Consider the following 15,088-nt stretch of genomic DNA (forward strand, 5'->3'; position numbering starts at 1 on the left):
GGGCCGGTCCGCAAAACGGGCCGGCCCGCCTGCGTTCAGGCAAAGAGGATAAGCCATGTCGAAACGTGACTTCTATGACGTGCTAGGCGTGTCGAAAGGCGCTTCGGCGGAGGAAATCAAGAAAGCCTATCGCCGCAAGGCCAAGGAACTGCACCCGGACCGGAACAAGGACGATCCGAACGCCGAATCGCAGTTCAAGGAAGCCAACGAAGCCTACGAGATACTCAAGGATGCCGAGAAGAAGGCCGCCTATGACCGTTTCGGCCACGCGGCATTCGATGGCGGCATGGGCGGCGGCGGACCGCGCCCCGGTGGCCACGGCTATGGCGGCGGCGATTTCTCGTCGGCCTTCTCGGACGTGTTCGATGACCTGTTCGGCGACTTCATGGGCGGGCAGCGTGGCGGCGGTGGCCGTCGTGCCGCGCGCGGGTCGGACCTGCGCTACAACCTGCAGATCAAGCTGGAAGAGGCCTATTCCGGCCTGCAGAAGACGATCAACGTGCCGACCGCGGTGGCCTGTTCGTCCTGCAGCGGATCGGGCGCCGATGGCGGTGCCGAACCGACACCGTGTCCGACCTGTTCGGGCATGGGCAAGGTGCGCGCGCAGCAGGGGTTCTTTACCGTCGAACGGACCTGCCCGACCTGTTCGGGCGCGGGCCAGGTGATCAAGAACCCGTGCAAGTCCTGCGGCGGGTCGGGCCGGGTCGAAAAGGACCGGGCGCTGTCGGTCAACATCCCCGCCGGCGTCGAGACCGGCACCCGGATCCGGCTCGCCGGCGAGGGCGAGGCCGGGATGCGGGGCGGACCGCCGGGCGATCTCTACATCTTCGTCGAAGTGGCCGATCACCGGCTGTTCGAACGCGATGGCGTGAACCTGTATTGCCGGGTGCCGGTTGCGATGACCAGCGCGGCGCTGGGCGGTGCCATCGAGGTGCCGACCATCGACGGCGGCCGCACGCGGGTGCAGATCCCGGCGGGCAGCCAGTCGGGACGCCAGATGCGCCTGCGCAGCAAGGGCATGCCGGCGCTGCGCGGCGGCGGCACGGGTGACATGTTCATCGAACTGGCGGTGGAAACCCCGGTCAACCTGACCGGCCGCCAGAAGGAAATCCTGCGCGAGTTCCAGGACATCGGGCAGGACAACAGCCCCGAGAGCAAATCGTTCTTCTCGTCGGTCAAATCCTTCTGGGACGGCATGAAAAGCTGATCACGGACCGTGATCCGGGGGCGCTTCGGCGCCCCTTTTTCATGCCGGTGCGCCGCCGGTCTTAACATTTTCTTCACCCCGCCGGCGCACCGTGGCCCCATGGTCAACGGTTCTTCCTTCCGCGAGGCGCCGCAGCTGTTCGACACCGACGAGGCGGTTGCCGCCCCGGTCCCGGCAGGGCGGTTGCCATCCTATATCGCCGATCACCGCAAACGGCTGCGCGACCGGTTCAGGGCCGGTGGCGCGGCGGCGATGCCGGATTACGAATTGCTCGAGCTCGTGCTGTTCCGGGCCATCCCGCGCCGCGATGTGAAACCGCTGGCGCGCGCCCTGCTGGACCGGTTCGGAGATTTCAACGCGGTATGCAGCGCATCGACGGCGCGGCTTCTGGATGTGTCCGGTGTCGGCGACGCGGTGGTGACCGAACTCAAGATCGTCGAGGCCGCGGCGCAGCGCATGGCGCGCGCGCGGGTGATGCAGCGGCAGGTGATCTCCAGCTGGGACGCGGTGCTGGACTATTGCCACACCACCATGGCGCATCGGGAAACCGAACAGTTCAGGGTGCTCTATCTCGACCGCAAGAACGTGCTGATCGCGGACGAGGAACAGGCACGCGGCACCGTCGATCACGTCCCGGTCTATCCGCGCGAGGTGGCCAAGCGGGCGCTGGAGCTCAATGCCAGCGCATTGATCCTGGTGCACAATCACCCGTCGGGCGATCCCACCCCGTCGCAATCCGATATCGACATGACCGCCCGCGTGCAGGCCGCCGCCGAGGCGCTGGGCCTGACGCTGCACGACCACCTGATCATCGGACGATCCTGCGAACTCAGCTTCCGGGCGCAGGGCTACCTGTAGGTGGCGGTCAGATCGCGGAGCTGTGGCCGGCGTGGCTCAGGTCATAGGCATCGAAGGCGCGCGCCACCATCCGGGTCAGCGGCCGCGCCGCGCGCGGTATCGCGATCCCGTTGCCGGTCACTTCCAGCAGGTTGTCGAACTGCCGGTTGGCATCGGCGAACATGGCCTGCAAACGGTCCGGTCCGATCCCGAAATCCCGGGTGATCTCGGCGGTGTCGATCCGGAAATCGCACATCAGAGCCTCGATCATCCGCGCCCGCATCCGGTCGTCGCCGGCAAAGGCGTGGCCGCGGGTGGTCGAGAACTGCCCGTCGCGGATCTTGCCGGTATGGGCGCCCGTGGCTGGGGCGTTCTGAGCATAGCCCTGCGGGAACCGCGAGATCGACGAGGCTCCGACACCGATCAGCGCGGCGGCGCGGTCGTCGGTATAGCCCTGGAAGTTACGCCGCAGCCGTCCTTCGCGCCGGGCCACGCTCAGCCCGTCATCGCGCAGCGCGAAATGGTCGATGCCGATTTCGTCGTATTGGTCCCACAGGAACAGCCGCCGCGCGGTTTCGAACAGCGCCAGCCGCTCATCGGGCCGCGGCAGCTTGTCCGACGGGATCAGCTGTTGCCGCTTGGCCATCCACGGGACATGGGCATAGCCGTAGAGCGCCACCCGGTCGGGGCGCAACGACAGCAGTTTCTCGACGCTTTCGGCCATCCGGGCGGGGGACTGGTCGGGCAGGCCGAACAGGATATCGGCGTTGAGACTGCGCACGCCGCGGTCCCGGATCATGTCGACGGCGTCGCGGGTGACCTCGTAGCTCTGGATCCGGCCGATGGTCTTCTGGATCTCGGGGTCGAAATCCTGCACTCCGATCGAGGCCCGGTTCATCCCGGCGGCCGCCAGCGCGTCGAGCCGGGGACCGTCGATCTCGTTGGGGTCGATCTCGACCGAGAACTCGGCATCGGGGTGAAACGGCGCGACATCGGCGATGGCGCCGGCCAGGTCGGTCATCATCGACGGCGACAGCAGCGTCGGCGTTCCGCCGCCCCAGTGCAGGCGCGACAGCGACACGTCATCGGGCAGCAGATCGCCCAGCATCGCGAGTTCGGCCTGCAGCGTCTTCAGGTAGGCGGCGACCGGCGCATCCGATTGCGTGCCTTGGGTGCGACAGGCGCAGAACCAGCACAATCTGCGGCAAAACGGCACATGAATATAGAGAGAGACCGCGCTGCCCGCCGGTATCTGCTTGATCCAGCTGGAAAATTCCCCCGGCCCGACATCGTGGCCAAAATGGGGGGCGGTTGGGTAGCTGGTATAGCGCGGAACCTTGGCATCAAACAGTCCAAGCCGCGCCAATTGAGTTGTATCGGTCATGGGAATAGGGTTAGGACCGTACCGGAAAATGCTCCTTGACTTAGGTCAACAGGAAAGACCGATGAACGCGCCCGCCGCTGCTCAGATGATCAGATGTTCAGACTGCCCGATCCGCCACCGGGCGGTCTGCGCTCGTTGCGATTCCGACGAGCTCGAACAGCTCGAGCAGATCAAGTATTACCGCAGCTTCGAAGCGGGTCAGACGATCATCTGGTCGGGCGACCGGATGGAGTTCGTCGGGTCGGTCGTATCGGGGATCGCGTCGCTGACCCAGACGATGGAAGACGGCCGCACGCAGATGGTCGGGTTGCTGCTGCCCAGCGATTTCGTGGGCCGCCCCGGCCGCGACAGCGCCGCCTATGACGTGGTGGCGACGACCGACATCATGATGTGCTGTTTCCGCCGCAAGCCGTTCGAGCAGCTGATGGCCGAAACCCCGCATGTGGCGCACCGGCTGCTGGAAATGACCCTCGATGAACTCGACGCGGCGCGGGAATGGATGCTGGTGCTGGGCCGCAAGACCGCGCGGGAAAAGATCGCCAGCCTGCTGGGCATCATCGCGCGCCGGAACTCGGTGATGGCGCCCTCGGAATTCCGTGACGGGATCGTGTTCGACCTGCCGCTGACCCGCGAGGCGATGGCCGATTACCTGGGCCTGACGCTGGAAACGGTGAGCCGGCAGATCTCGGCGCTCAAGCGCGACGGGGTGATCCGCCTGCAGGGCAAACGCCACGTCACCGTGCCCGACATGGCCCGCCTGATGGACGAGGCCGGCGACGATGGCGACGGGGGCTTCCCGCTCTGAGCAGGCTTGCCGCTGCCGGATTTCCTGTGGCATCTTGCGACAGCCAACAGGAGGACACCATGGGACTAAGTCTGATTGTGATGCTGATCGTCGGCGCGCTGGCCGGATGGATCGCGGGTCAGATCATGCGCGGTGGCGGTTTCGGGCTGATCGGCAACATGATCGTCGGCATCGTCGGGGCCTGTGTCGCCGGGCTGGTCTTTCCGGTGCTGGGCCTGTCGGTGGGCGGAGGGGTCATTTCCGCCCTCGTGCATTCGACCATCGGCGCGGTGATCCTGCTGTTCATCGTCGGGCTGGTCAAGAAAGCCTGACCAGCCCCCGGCGATCAACCGGTCAGTATGCTCAGTGTGCCAGGAATACCGGCACGCTGGCCTGTTCCAGCATGTTGCGGGTCGCGCCGCCCAGGATCGCCTCGCGGAACCTGGAATGGCCATAGGCACCCATCACCACCAGGTCGGCCGAGATGTCGGTGGCGTGGCGGTTCAGCACGTCCGACACGCGGGTCATGGTTTTCGACAGCACGTCGATTTCGCATTTGACCCCGTGCCGCGCCAGCATCTGCGACAGCCGCCCGCCGGGATCGGACCGTTCCGGCCCGTGGCGCGGCGGGTCGATCACGACCACATGGACGCGCTCGGCATTCCGCAGGAACGGCAGCGCCCGGCGGATCGCGGTCATCGCTTCGGGGCTCTCGTTCCACGCGGCCAGCACGCATTTCGGGGCGCCCTGTCCCTCGGCCCCGTCCGGCACCACCATCACCGGCGCGCGGCCTTCGAACAGCGCCGCCTCGACGATCGCCTCGGCCTCGGCACCGCGGTTTTCGCCATAGGGGCGCGGCGAGATCACCAGGTCGGAGAACCGCGCGTGATACGCCATGTGGCGTCCGATATCCGCGATCTGCGCGACGCCGTCCTCGACCGACCAGCGCACGTCCGACGCTTCGAGAACCTTCTGCGCATGGGCTCGAATCGCGGTTGCGTCCTCGTGGGCGCGGGTCAGGGTTTCCTGCAGGATCATGGCGCTGGCCCCCGCATAGTAATACCCGGTCTGCGTGCGATCCACGCCAAGGCACAACGCTTCGGCGTGGGCGTCCTGCGCCCCGGCCAGCGCGATGATCTGTCGCAGAGCGGCGTCGGCGGTGGAGGGATCGGTCAGAACGGTCAGTAGCGATTTGTAAGGCATGTGTCTGTTTCTGTGCGTCAAGTGAGCTGAATCCGGGTCTGCCACACGGGCCCCGGCCCGTCCGATGCCTGTCACAGATTGGCGGCAACCGTGTTGATGCAGATCAATGCAGGCTTGCTCATATCTGGGCATCTAGCGCACAATTAAAAGACGTACCGCGCGCAGATTTTTTCTGCGCCGACTGCCGAGTTGACGGGATGAAGGGACGCAGAATGTCAAACTACATCAAGCTTATCGCGCTTGGCCTGGTCGCGATCTTCGCGATGATGGCCATCAATTTCGCGCGCGATCCGGGGTACATGGTCAACGCGATCGTCATTCTGATCGTCGCGGTTTTCATGTTCATCCGGGTGTTGCGCCGGACCGACGAGCCGGAGACCCCGGTTCCCGCCAATGAATACATGGACGACGTGGTTCGCGCCGGCGTGATCGCCACCGCGTTCTGGGGCATCATCGGGTTCCTGGCCGGCACGTTCATCGCGTTCCAGCTGGCCTTTCCCGAGCTCAATTTCCAATGGGCCCAGGGCTATGCGAATTTCGGCCGCCTGCGTCCCCTGCATACCAGCGCGGTGATCTTCGCCTTTGGCGGCAACGCCCTGATCGCGACCTCCTTCTATGTGGTGCAGCGCACCTCGGCGGCGCGGCTGTGGGGCGGCAACCTGGCATGGTTCGTGTTCTGGGGCTACCAGCTGTTCATCGTGCTGGCGGCCACCGGCTATCTGTTCGGCGCGACCCAGTCCCGTGAATACGCCGAACCCGAATGGCATGTGGACCTGTGGCTGACCATCGTCTGGGTCGCCTACCTGGCGGTGTTCCTCGGCACCATCATCAAGCGCAAGGAGCCGCATATCTATGTGGCCAACTGGTTCTACCTGTCCTTCATCGTCACCATCGCGATGCTGCATATCGTCAACAACCTGGCGATTCCGGTGTCGATCTGGGGGTCGCGGTCGGCCTCGGCCTTCTCGGGCGTGCAGGATGCGATGACCCAGTGGTGGTACGGCCACAACGCGGTGGGGTTCTTCCTGACCGCGGGCTTCCTGGCGATGATGTACTATTTCGTCCCGAAACAGGCCGGGCGCCCGGTCTACAGCTACAAGCTGTCGATCATCCATTTCTGGGCGCTGATCTTCCTCTATATCTGGGCCGGTCCGCACCACCTGCACTATACCGCGCTGCCCGACTGGGCCGCGACGCTGGGCATGGTGTTCTCGATCGTCCTGTGGATGCCGTCCTGGGGTGGCATGATCAACGGCCTGATGACGCTGAGCGGCGCCTGGGACAAGCTGCGGACCGACCCGGTCCTGCGGATGATGGTGATCAGCCTCGGCTTCTACGGCATGTCCACCTTCGAGGGGCCGATGATGTCGATCCGGGCGGTGAACTCGCTGTCGCACTATACCGACTGGACCATCGGGCACGTTCATTCCGGCGCGCTGGGCTGGAACGGCATGATCACCTTCGGCGCGCTCTATTTCCTCGTGCCGGTGCTGTGGAAACGTGAACGGCTCTACAGCCTGCAGATGGTCAGCTGGCATTTCTGGCTCGCGACCATCGGCATCGTGCTCTACGCCGCGTCGATGTGGGTGACCGGGATCATGGAGGGCCTGATGTGGCGCGAAGTCGATGCCAACGGGTTCCTCGTCAACAGCTTTGCCGACACCGTGGCGGCCAAGTTCCCGATGTATGTGGTTCGCGGGCTGGGCGGGGTTCTGTATCTCTCCGGCGCGATCATCATGTGCTACAACCTGTGGATGACCGTGAGGCGGGCGCCGGCCAAAGAGGCCGACCTCGCCGTTGCGGTCCCGGCTGAATAAGGAGGGCCGGGAACATGGCAATTCTCGACAAGCACAAGATCCTCGAGACCAACGCGACGCTGCTGCTGATCTTCAGCTTCCTGGTGGTGACCATCGGCGGTCTCGTCCAGATCGTCCCGCTGTTCTATCTCGAAAACACCATCGAGAAGGTCGAGGGGATGCGTCCCTACACGCCGCTGGAACTGGCCGGGCGCGAAATCTATGTCCGCGAAGGCTGCTATGTCTGCCACAGCCAGATGATCCGGCCGATGCGCGACGAGGTCGAACGCTACGGGCATTATTCGCTGGCGGCCGAATCCATGTATGACCACCCGTTCCAGTGGGGATCGAAACGCACCGGGCCGGACCTGGCCCGCGTGGGCGGCAGGTATTCGGACGAATGGCATGTCGACCACCTGCGCAATCCCGAAGCGGTGGTGCCTGAATCGGTGATGCCGAAATACGGGTTCCTCGAGAACCGGCAGATCGACGGCAGGTATATCGCCGACGTGATGGCCACTCATCGCGTGGTGGGCGTGCCCTATTCGGACGAGATGCTGGAAAACGGGCAGGCGGATTTCCTGGCGCAGGCGGATCCGGACAGCGACTATGACGCGCTGCTGGAGCGTTATGGCGACACCGTGAACGTGCGCAACTTCGACGGTCACGAGGGCGTGTCCGAGGCCGATGCCCTGATCGCCTATCTGCAGATGCTGGGGACGCTGGTCGATTTCTCGACCTTCACCCCCGACGCGAGCCGCTAGGGAGGGCGCCATGGAGAACTATACCATCCTGCGGCAATTCGCGGATAGCTGGATGCTCCTGCTGCTGTTCGTGTTCTTCGTCGGCGTGGTCGTCTGGGTGTTCCGCCCCGGCAGCGCCGAAAGCCACGACGACAGCGCCAACATCCCGTTCCGCCATGACGACAAACCCGCCCAGTCCAAGGAGGCGCGGCAATGAGCGATCCAAAGCACGACAACAACGACGGCGACAGGCAGAGCGAACTGGGCCATGGCACCACCGGCCATGTCTGGGACGGGATCGAGGAATGGGACAACCCGATGCCGCGCTGGTGGGTCTGGACCTTCTATATCACCATCATCTGGGCCGTGGGTTACACCATCGCCTACCCGGCCTGGCCGATGATAAACTCGGCCACCGCCGGTCTCCTGGGATATTCCACGCGGGCCGAGGTCGCCCAGGATATCGCGGCGGCGGAAGAAGCCAATGCCGAGATCAACACCCGGCTGGCCTCGACCGACATGGTGGAGATCGAAGCCGATCAGGAGCTGAACGCCTATGCGGTTTCGGCCGGTGCCGCGGTGTTCCGCACCTGGTGCGCCCAGTGCCACGGCTCGGGCGCTGCCGGGGCCAAGGGCTATCCGAACCTGCTGGATGACGACTGGCTCTGGGGCGGGGATGTCGAGGCGATCCATACCACAGTCGCGCATGGCATCCGCAACGAGGATGACGACGACGCGCGGTATTCGGAAATGCCGGCCTTTGGCCGCGACGAGATCCTCGAGGCGGAACAGATCGACGAGGTGGTTAATTTCGTGATGTCGCTGTCGGGCGATCCGCAGGATGCGTCGATGGTCGAGGCGGGGGCCGAGGTGTTCGCCGACAATTGCGCCGCCTGTCACATGGAGGACGGCACCGGCGACCGCGACCAGGGCGCGCCGAACCTGGCCGATGCGATCTGGCTCTATGGCGGCGACTACGACACGCTGGTGGAAACCGTGACCAACAGCCGTTTCGGCGTCATGCCCGCCTGGCAGACCCGCCTGACCGAGGCGCAGGTGCGGGCGGTCACCGCCTATGTTCACCAGCTCGGCGGCGGCGAATAGGCCGGTCCGCAGCGAAATCGAAAAGGGCGGCGGGGTGTTCCGCCGCCCTTTTCCGTCGGTGCATCGTTGCGGGCGGGATCAGCCCCGGACTTCAGCCCCGCAAATCAGCCCCAGAACCGCAGCGACAGGCAGGACATGCCGCCATCGAGCTTGGCGCATTCGGAATTGCCGATCCGCGTCACCGTGAACCCTTCGCGTTCGAGCATCTCGGCGGTGCGCGGGAAACCCGCCGGCATGATCACCAGGTCGTTGAACCGGATCAGGTTCGCGGCGGCCTCCTCGCCCTCGGCGACATGCAGCACCTTGTAGCCGTCAAAGCAGCCCGACGCGGCGAGCCGACGGGTCGCGAGAATGGTTTCGGGTTCCAGCAATGAGCAGTCGGTCTTGAAGTGCAGAACGCCCTCCGGGGTCTGGACCTCGCGCAGGCTGTGCCCCCAGTCCGAGGCGATGGCGGCCAGTTCGGCCACGCCCGCCGCATCGGTCCGCGCCGACCGGCCCACCAGGATCTCGCGCCCGGTCACCAGGATATCGCCGCCTTCGACAAAGCCGGGGCCTTCGATCCGGCGCAGGTCGCCATGACAGGCGGCCAGCGTCGGTTCCATTTCCGCGACCTCGCCCAGCCGGGACGGCGCGCCGGGCCGCATCAGAACCGCCCCCTGCGGCAGGCACAACGCCGTGTCCTCGACGAATTGCGCGTCGGGAAAGGCGTCGAGCGGGGGCAGTTCGATCACCTCGGCCCCGGTCGATTTCAGCGCCGCGACATAATCGGCGTGATCGGCCAGCATCCGGTCCAGATCGGGCGTGCCGATGTCCTCGGCGCGCAGCCCGTCGACGATGGACGGGGCCGGGCGCCGGGTGATGGCGCGGGTAAAGGTGCAGCTCGGATGGGTCATGTTGTGTCTTTCGGGTTGGCGACGTTGATTTCCAGCAGCGACGGGCCGGGCTGCGCGCGCGCGGCCCGCAGCGTATCGGCAATGGCACCGGGGTCGGTGGAGCAGCGATGAAAGGGCAGGCCGCAGGCGGCGGCCAGATGCGCGAAATCCGGGGGGCTCGGGTTGCAGCCGACCACGGTGACGCCCGCCGCATCCATCGCGTTTTCGATCTCGCCGTAGCCCCGGTTGTTCCAGACGATGAAGGTGATGGGCAGGGATTCGTCCACCGCCGTCATCAGTTCGGGCAGGGTGAACTGGGCGCCGCCATCGCCGGTCAGGCACAGCACCGGCGTATCGGGCGCGGCCAGCGCGGCGCCGATTGCCGCCGGAATGCCATAGCCCAGCGCGCCGAAACCGGTGGCGGCATTGAACCAGCCGCCCGGCCGGTCGTGATCGAAAAACAGGTTACCCGCATAGACTGGCTGGGTTGAATCGCCCACGATGATCGACCCCGGCACCGCGTCGCGCATTGCCTCGACCGCACGTGTCAGCGCCCGCATGGCGGGGCCGATTTCTTCCCATGCCGCGGTCCGGGCGCGATCCGCGCGGGCCGCCCCGTCGCCCGCCTCACGGGGGGGCAACCGGTCGAGCAGGGCCTCGACAGCCGCCCCGGCATCGGCGCAGATCGCCAGCGCCGTATCGTGCCGGGCCAGCTGGTCGGCGCAGATGTCGATGCGGATCATCGGACTGGCATCGCCCATGCTGCCGGTGTCATACATGTCGTAATCGGTGGGCCCCAGTTCGGTTCCGATGGCCAGCACCAGATCGGCATCGCAGATCAGCGCGCGCACGGCGTTCAGGCTCGGGCTGGCGGGCACGCCCAGCGGATGGGCATGCATCAGCCCGCGTGCGTTCACGGTCTGCACCACCGGCGCATCCAGCGTTTCCGCGAGCCGGATCAGCGCGGCCCCCCTGGCCCCGCCGCCGGCGAGGATGACCGGGCGCCGCGCCGCGGCGAGCCGCTCGGCCGCGCGGGCGATAGCTGCCGGATCGGGGGCCGGTGGCGGCGGCGACGCGGGCAGCGCGGGCAGGTCCGGGCCGGGCAGGCCGGCCACATCCAGCGGCACCTCGACATGGGCCGGGCCGGGGCGCGCGGCGGTCGTCCGCGTCATCGCCGCATCCAGCGCCGGAGCCAGATCGCCGGGCCGCTCGACCCGGTCCGAAGACAGCGCCACCGCAGCGGCAACCGCCCTCTGATCGGGCAGTTCATGCAGGTGGCCCATCCCCCGGCCGAGGCTCTGCCGGCGGTTCACGCCCGAGATGACCAGCATCGGCACGCTGTCGGCGCGGGCCTGCCCGATCGGCGTCAGCGTGTTGGTCAGCCCCGGCCCGGTGATCACGAAAACAACGCCCGGCCGGCCCGAGACGCGGGCATAGCCATCGGCCATGAACCCCGCGCCCTGTTCGTGGCGCGGAGTAATGTGGCGGATGCCCGATGCCGCCAGCCCGCGATAGAGCTCGACCGTATGCACGCCGGGGATGCCAAAGACGCAATCGACCCCGTGCGCCTCGAGCCGCGCGACCAGCGCCTCGCCGACCGTCGTCACGCCACCGGGTCCGCGATCAGCGTGGCCGCATGCGCGGCGATTCGGGTGCAGGCCTCGTCCAGCGCCGGGTCATCGACCGTCAGCGCCACCCGCACCCAGCCGGTCAGCGTGCTGCCGAAGGAACTGCCGGGCATGACGCCCACGCCCTGCCGCTCGAGCAGGTCCAAGGCGTAGTCATGGCTGTTCAGCCCGGTCGCAGAGATATCGATCATCGCGAACATGCCCGCCTGAGGCCGGTGCACGCGCAGCCCGGTTCCACCCAGCCGGTCCGCCAGCCGCGCCGCGCGGGCGGCGAACCGCGACCGCATCCCCGGCGCCACCGGCGATCCGTCACGCACCGCGCGTTCGGTCATGTCGGCGATAAAGGGCTGGTTGCCGAACAGCATGGTTTCCGACAGGGGCAGGAGCTTTGCGGTGAATGCCTCGGGCCCGACGCACCAGCCGGAGCGGAACCCCGGCGCGCCGTGTGATTTCGAGATCGACGACACCACGACCGCCCGCCCGTCCAGCGCCGGGCGCGACAGGGCCGAGGCATGATCGACCCCGTCGAACACCAGTTCGTCATAGACCTCGTCCGAGATCACCCACAGGTCGTGGGCGCGGGCCAGTTCGCCGATCGCATCCAGGTCGGCGGCGGTCAGGACCGCGCCGGTCGGGTTGTGCGGTGTGGTCAGCAGGATCGCCCGCGTGCGCGGCGTGATCCGCTCGGCCAGGTCGGCGACGGCCATGCGGAACCCGTTTTCCGGGCGCAGCGGCACCGGCACCATGGTTGCGCCGCCTGCGCGGATCACGCCTTCGTAGGTCGCATACATCGGGTCGCCCACCAGGACCTCGTCGCCGGTCTCGGCCACGCCCGTCAGCACCGCGAACAGCGATGTCTGGGTGCCGGGAAAGCACATCACCTGGTCGGACGTGACAGTCTTGCCGATCCGCGCCGTGTAGCGGTCGGCCAGCGCCCGGCGTAGGCCCGGTTCCCCGCGCCCGTCGGAATATCCCGTGCGCCCCGCCCTCATCGCGGCGGCCGCGGTTTCCACCAGTTCGGGCGGTGTCGGCACATCGGGTTCGCCGATGGTCAGTTCGATGATCTCGCGCCCCTGCGCGGCCAGCGCGCGGGCGCGCAGATGCACCGCCCACTTGTCGGCGCCCAGACCGGCCAGCCGGTCGGTGATCGTCGCGAATCTCATGCCGCGTTCCTTTCTTCCTTCAGGTTCAGTCCGATGATCGCGCCGACCGAGTGCAGGCCGATCTCGGGCAGATCGTCATGGGGGAATGCCTCGGGCAGCGCGCCGCCTTCGAGCCACAGCCCGTCTATCACCGCATTGCTGGCAATGGCCATGCGCCGCAGGTCGTCCCGCGACGGCGACCGGCCCGCCTCGGCCAGCGCCGCGCCGATCAGCGTCTCGAGCCGGTCGCGGAAATCGCGATAGGTGCGTTCATGCGTCGCCCTCATCCGGGCATCGTGGCGCACCATGTTCAGGAATCCCGCCCACAGGGCCACCGCGTGACCGTCCGCGACCGGCGGGTGCAGGCCGGCGGCGACAAATTCCGCCAGCCGCCCGGCGGCGGTCGGCGCCTCGACGGCGGCGGCGCTGGTCCGGTCGGTCAGGTCGCGCATGTGATGGTCGTAGGCGGCCGCCAGCAGGTCTTCCTTGGTCGAGAAATAATGCCGGATCAGCCCCTGGGTGACATCGGCGCGGTCGGCGATCGCCCGCACCGTGGCCGCTTGCAGCCCCTGTTCGCCGATCAGCGCCAGCGTGGCGCGGATCAGGTCATCGCGCCGCTGGCTGGCGGGTTCGCGCGTGAATTTTCGGCGGTCATGCATGGCGCGGCAAGGCTCGGCTGGGCGATTGATATTATACGCTTGCATAATTGCTTCCACTGGGCCTTACTACAAGCCGAAAAAGCGAACGAGGACAGATTTTGCCGCCGACCGCCCGGACTGCCAGAACCGCCAGAACCGCCGGTGCGCCCGATCCCGTTGCGGCACACCCGGACGAGGCGATCCGGGTCGAGGATCTGCACAAGACCTTTGGCAAGATGGAGGTTCTCAAGGGCGTTTCGCTGACCGCGCACAAGGGTGACGTGGTTGCGATCATCGGCGGCAGCGGATCGGGAAAATCCACCTTCCTGCGCTGCATCAATTTCCTCGAGACGCCGACATCGGGCCGGATCATCGTCGGTGGCGAGGAAATCGCGATGCGGGCCGACGGCACCCCGGCCAACCGCCGCCAGATCGAACGGATCCGCACCCGGCTGGGCATGGTGTTCCAGGCCTTCAACCTGTGGACCCACCGGACCTTGCTGGAAAATGTGATCGAGGTGCCGGTGCATGTGCTGAAAGTGCCGCGGGACAAGGCCATTGCCCGCGCCCATGAACTGCTGGCGCGGGTGGGACTGGGCGACAGGGCCGACACCTTTCCGGCGTTCCTGTCGGGCGGGCAGCAGCAGCGCGCGGCGATCGCGCGCGCGCTCGCGGTGGATCCGGCGGTGATGCTGTTCGACGAACCGACCTCGGCGCTCGATCCCGAACTGGTGGGCGAGGTGCTGACCGTGATCCGCGACCTGGCGGGCGAGGGGCGCACCATGCTGCTGGTCACGCATGAAATGAAATTCGCCCGCGAGGTGGCCGACCACGTCGTCTATCTCTACGAGGGCCGGATCGAGGAACAGGGACCGCCGGCCGAGGTATTCGGAAATCCGCAATCGGCGCGGTTGCGGCAGTTTCTGGCCTCGGTCACCTGAAATCAAACCAATGACAACCAAACCAACAGGGAGCAAATACATGAAACTCAGGACAATCATCGCGGCAGGGATCGCCGCCGCAACGCTGGGCGCCGGGGCCGTGGCGGCCGACGAGGTCAAGATCGGCATCGCCGCCGAGCCGTATCCGCCCTTTGCCTCGCTCGATTCCTCGGGCAACTGGGTCGGCTGGGAAGTCGAGGTGATCAACGCGGTCTGCGCCGCCGCCGAACTGGATTGCGTCATCACCCCGGTGGCCTGGGACGGGATCATCCCGTCGCTGACCGGCCAGCAGATCGACGCGATCATGGCGTCGATGTCGATCACCGAGGAACGTCTGAAGACGATCGATTTCTCGGATCCCTATTACAACACGCCGGCGGTGGTCGTTGCCGACAAGTCGATGGATATCGCGCCCACGCCCGAAAGCCTGGCCGGCAAGGTGCTGGGTGTCCAGGCCTCGACCATCCACGCGGCCTATGCGCAGAAATACTTTGCCGACGCCGCCGAGATCCGCATCTACCAGACCCAGGACGAGGCGAACCAGGACCTGTTTGCGGGCCGTATCGACGCCACCCAGGCGGACAGTATCGCGATGGCGGATTTCGTTGGCTCCGACTCGGGGGCCTGCTGTGAAATCAAGGGCGCGGTGGCCGACGATCCGGCGATCCTCGGCCGTGGTGTCGGGGCGGGTATCCGCAAGGGTGACGATGCCCTGCGCGAGAAGATCAATGCCGGTATCGCGGCGATCCTCGCGGATGGCACCCACGAAAAGATCACCGCCAAGTATTTCACGACCAGCATCTACTAAG

At 66.5% G+C, this 15,088-nt stretch carries 16 protein-coding genes; 10 read left to right on the top strand and 6 right to left on the bottom strand.

Annotated elements, in window-relative coordinates; translation table 11 throughout:
• Positions 1-55 precede the first annotated feature (55 nt).
• Positions 56-1,207: a molecular chaperone DnaJ gene (gene dnaJ / locus C6Y53_RS09530; protein WP_106472224.1), complete on the top strand. Its 1,152-nt coding sequence runs from the start codon at positions 56-58 to the stop codon at positions 1,205-1,207.
• Positions 1,208-1,306: 99 nt separating this feature from the next.
• On the top strand, positions 1,307-2,065 hold the full coding sequence (radC, locus tag C6Y53_RS09535; protein WP_106472225.1) for a RadC family protein: 759 nt from the start codon (positions 1,307-1,309) through the stop codon (positions 2,063-2,065).
• 7 nt (positions 2,066-2,072) lie between these two features.
• Here radC and hemN read toward each other — a convergent pair whose 3' ends face one another.
• On the bottom strand, positions 2,073-3,428 hold the full coding sequence (hemN, locus tag C6Y53_RS09540; RefSeq protein ID WP_106472226.1) for an oxygen-independent coproporphyrinogen III oxidase: 1,356 nt from the start codon (positions 3,426-3,428) through the stop codon (positions 2,073-2,075).
• A 61-nt stretch (positions 3,429-3,489) separates the two neighbouring features.
• On the opposite strand from hemN, the gene fnrL reads away from it, so the two are divergent.
• Both fnrL and C6Y53_RS09550 read left to right on the top strand, forming a co-directional pair.
• A complete protein-coding gene (gene fnrL / locus C6Y53_RS09545; protein WP_106472227.1) occupies positions 3,490-4,233 on the top strand; it encodes a transcriptional regulator FnrL in 744 nt (247 codons plus the stop codon).
• Between the two features lie 59 nt (positions 4,234-4,292).
• A complete protein-coding gene (locus C6Y53_RS09550; RefSeq protein WP_106472228.1) occupies positions 4,293-4,544 on the top strand; it encodes a GlsB/YeaQ/YmgE family stress response membrane protein in 252 nt (83 codons plus the stop codon).
• A gap of 31 nt (positions 4,545-4,575) precedes the next feature.
• Here C6Y53_RS09550 and C6Y53_RS09555 read toward each other — a convergent pair whose 3' ends face one another.
• On the bottom strand, positions 4,576-5,415 hold the full coding sequence (locus C6Y53_RS09555) for a universal stress protein (protein ID WP_106472229.1): 840 nt from the start codon (positions 5,413-5,415) through the stop codon (positions 4,576-4,578).
• A 212-nt stretch (positions 5,416-5,627) separates the two neighbouring features.
• On the opposite strand from C6Y53_RS09555, the gene ccoN reads away from it, so the two are divergent.
• From ccoN to ccoP, 4 genes are read left to right on the top strand one after another with little or no spacing between them, the layout of a single operon-like run.
• On the top strand, positions 5,628-7,232 hold the full coding sequence (ccoN, locus tag C6Y53_RS09560; protein ID WP_106472230.1) for a cytochrome-c oxidase, cbb3-type subunit I: 1,605 nt from the start codon (positions 5,628-5,630) through the stop codon (positions 7,230-7,232).
• Positions 7,233-7,246: 14 nt separating this feature from the next.
• Positions 7,247-7,975 carry a cytochrome-c oxidase, cbb3-type subunit II gene (gene ccoO, locus C6Y53_RS09565; RefSeq protein ID WP_106472231.1) on the top strand — a complete coding sequence of 243 codons (729 nt, stop codon included), beginning with the start codon at positions 7,247-7,249 and terminating at the stop codon, positions 7,973-7,975.
• Between the two features lie 10 nt (positions 7,976-7,985).
• Positions 7,986-8,171, top strand: a complete 186-nt coding sequence (locus tag C6Y53_RS09570; protein WP_106472232.1) for a CcoQ/FixQ family Cbb3-type cytochrome c oxidase assembly chaperone — start codon at positions 7,986-7,988, stop codon at positions 8,169-8,171.
• A complete protein-coding gene (gene ccoP / locus C6Y53_RS09575) occupies positions 8,168-9,058 on the top strand; it encodes a cytochrome-c oxidase, cbb3-type subunit III (protein ID WP_106472233.1) in 891 nt (296 codons plus the stop codon). The genes C6Y53_RS09570 and ccoP overlap by 4 nt, the downstream gene beginning before the upstream one ends.
• Before the next feature lie 104 nt (positions 9,059-9,162).
• On the opposite strand, the gene C6Y53_RS09580 is transcribed toward ccoP, so the two are convergent.
• From C6Y53_RS09580 to C6Y53_RS09595, 4 genes are read right to left on the bottom strand one after another with little or no spacing between them, the layout of a single operon-like run.
• A complete protein-coding gene (locus tag C6Y53_RS09580) occupies positions 9,163-9,951 on the bottom strand; it encodes a dimethylarginine dimethylaminohydrolase family protein (RefSeq protein WP_106472234.1) in 789 nt (262 codons plus the stop codon).
• A complete protein-coding gene (locus C6Y53_RS09585; RefSeq protein WP_106472235.1) occupies positions 9,948-11,537 on the bottom strand; it encodes a 5-guanidino-2-oxopentanoate decarboxylase in 1,590 nt (529 codons plus the stop codon). Before C6Y53_RS09585 ends, C6Y53_RS09580 begins: the two co-directional genes overlap by 4 nt.
• A complete protein-coding gene (locus tag C6Y53_RS09590) occupies positions 11,534-12,721 on the bottom strand; it encodes a pyridoxal phosphate-dependent aminotransferase (protein ID WP_106472236.1) in 1,188 nt (395 codons plus the stop codon). The genes C6Y53_RS09585 and C6Y53_RS09590 overlap by 4 nt, the downstream gene beginning before the upstream one ends.
• Positions 12,718-13,359: a TetR/AcrR family transcriptional regulator gene (locus C6Y53_RS09595; protein ID WP_106472237.1), complete on the bottom strand. Its 642-nt coding sequence runs from the start codon at positions 13,357-13,359 to the stop codon at positions 12,718-12,720. Before C6Y53_RS09595 ends, C6Y53_RS09590 begins: the two co-directional genes overlap by 4 nt.
• Positions 13,360-13,538: 179 nt before the next feature.
• Here C6Y53_RS09595 and C6Y53_RS09600 point away from each other — a divergent pair, with 179 nt between their 5' ends.
• Together C6Y53_RS09600 and C6Y53_RS09605 are read left to right on the top strand one after the other, a co-directional pair.
• Entirely contained in the window at positions 13,539-14,279 is a 741-nt protein-coding gene (locus tag C6Y53_RS09600; protein ID WP_280178366.1) for an ABC transporter ATP-binding protein, read from the top strand.
• A 40-nt stretch (positions 14,280-14,319) separates the two neighbouring features.
• The gene (locus tag C6Y53_RS09605; RefSeq protein ID WP_106472238.1) at positions 14,320-15,087 is read left to right on the top strand and encodes a transporter substrate-binding domain-containing protein; all 768 of its coding nucleotides are present in this window, start codon (positions 14,320-14,322) and stop codon (positions 15,085-15,087) included.
• Position 15,088: the final 1 nt, after the last annotated feature.

This window comes from Pukyongiella litopenaei (assembly GCF_003008555.2).
In the GTDB taxonomy this organism is placed as follows: Bacteria; Pseudomonadota; Alphaproteobacteria; order Rhodobacterales; family Rhodobacteraceae; genus Pukyongiella; species Pukyongiella litopenaei.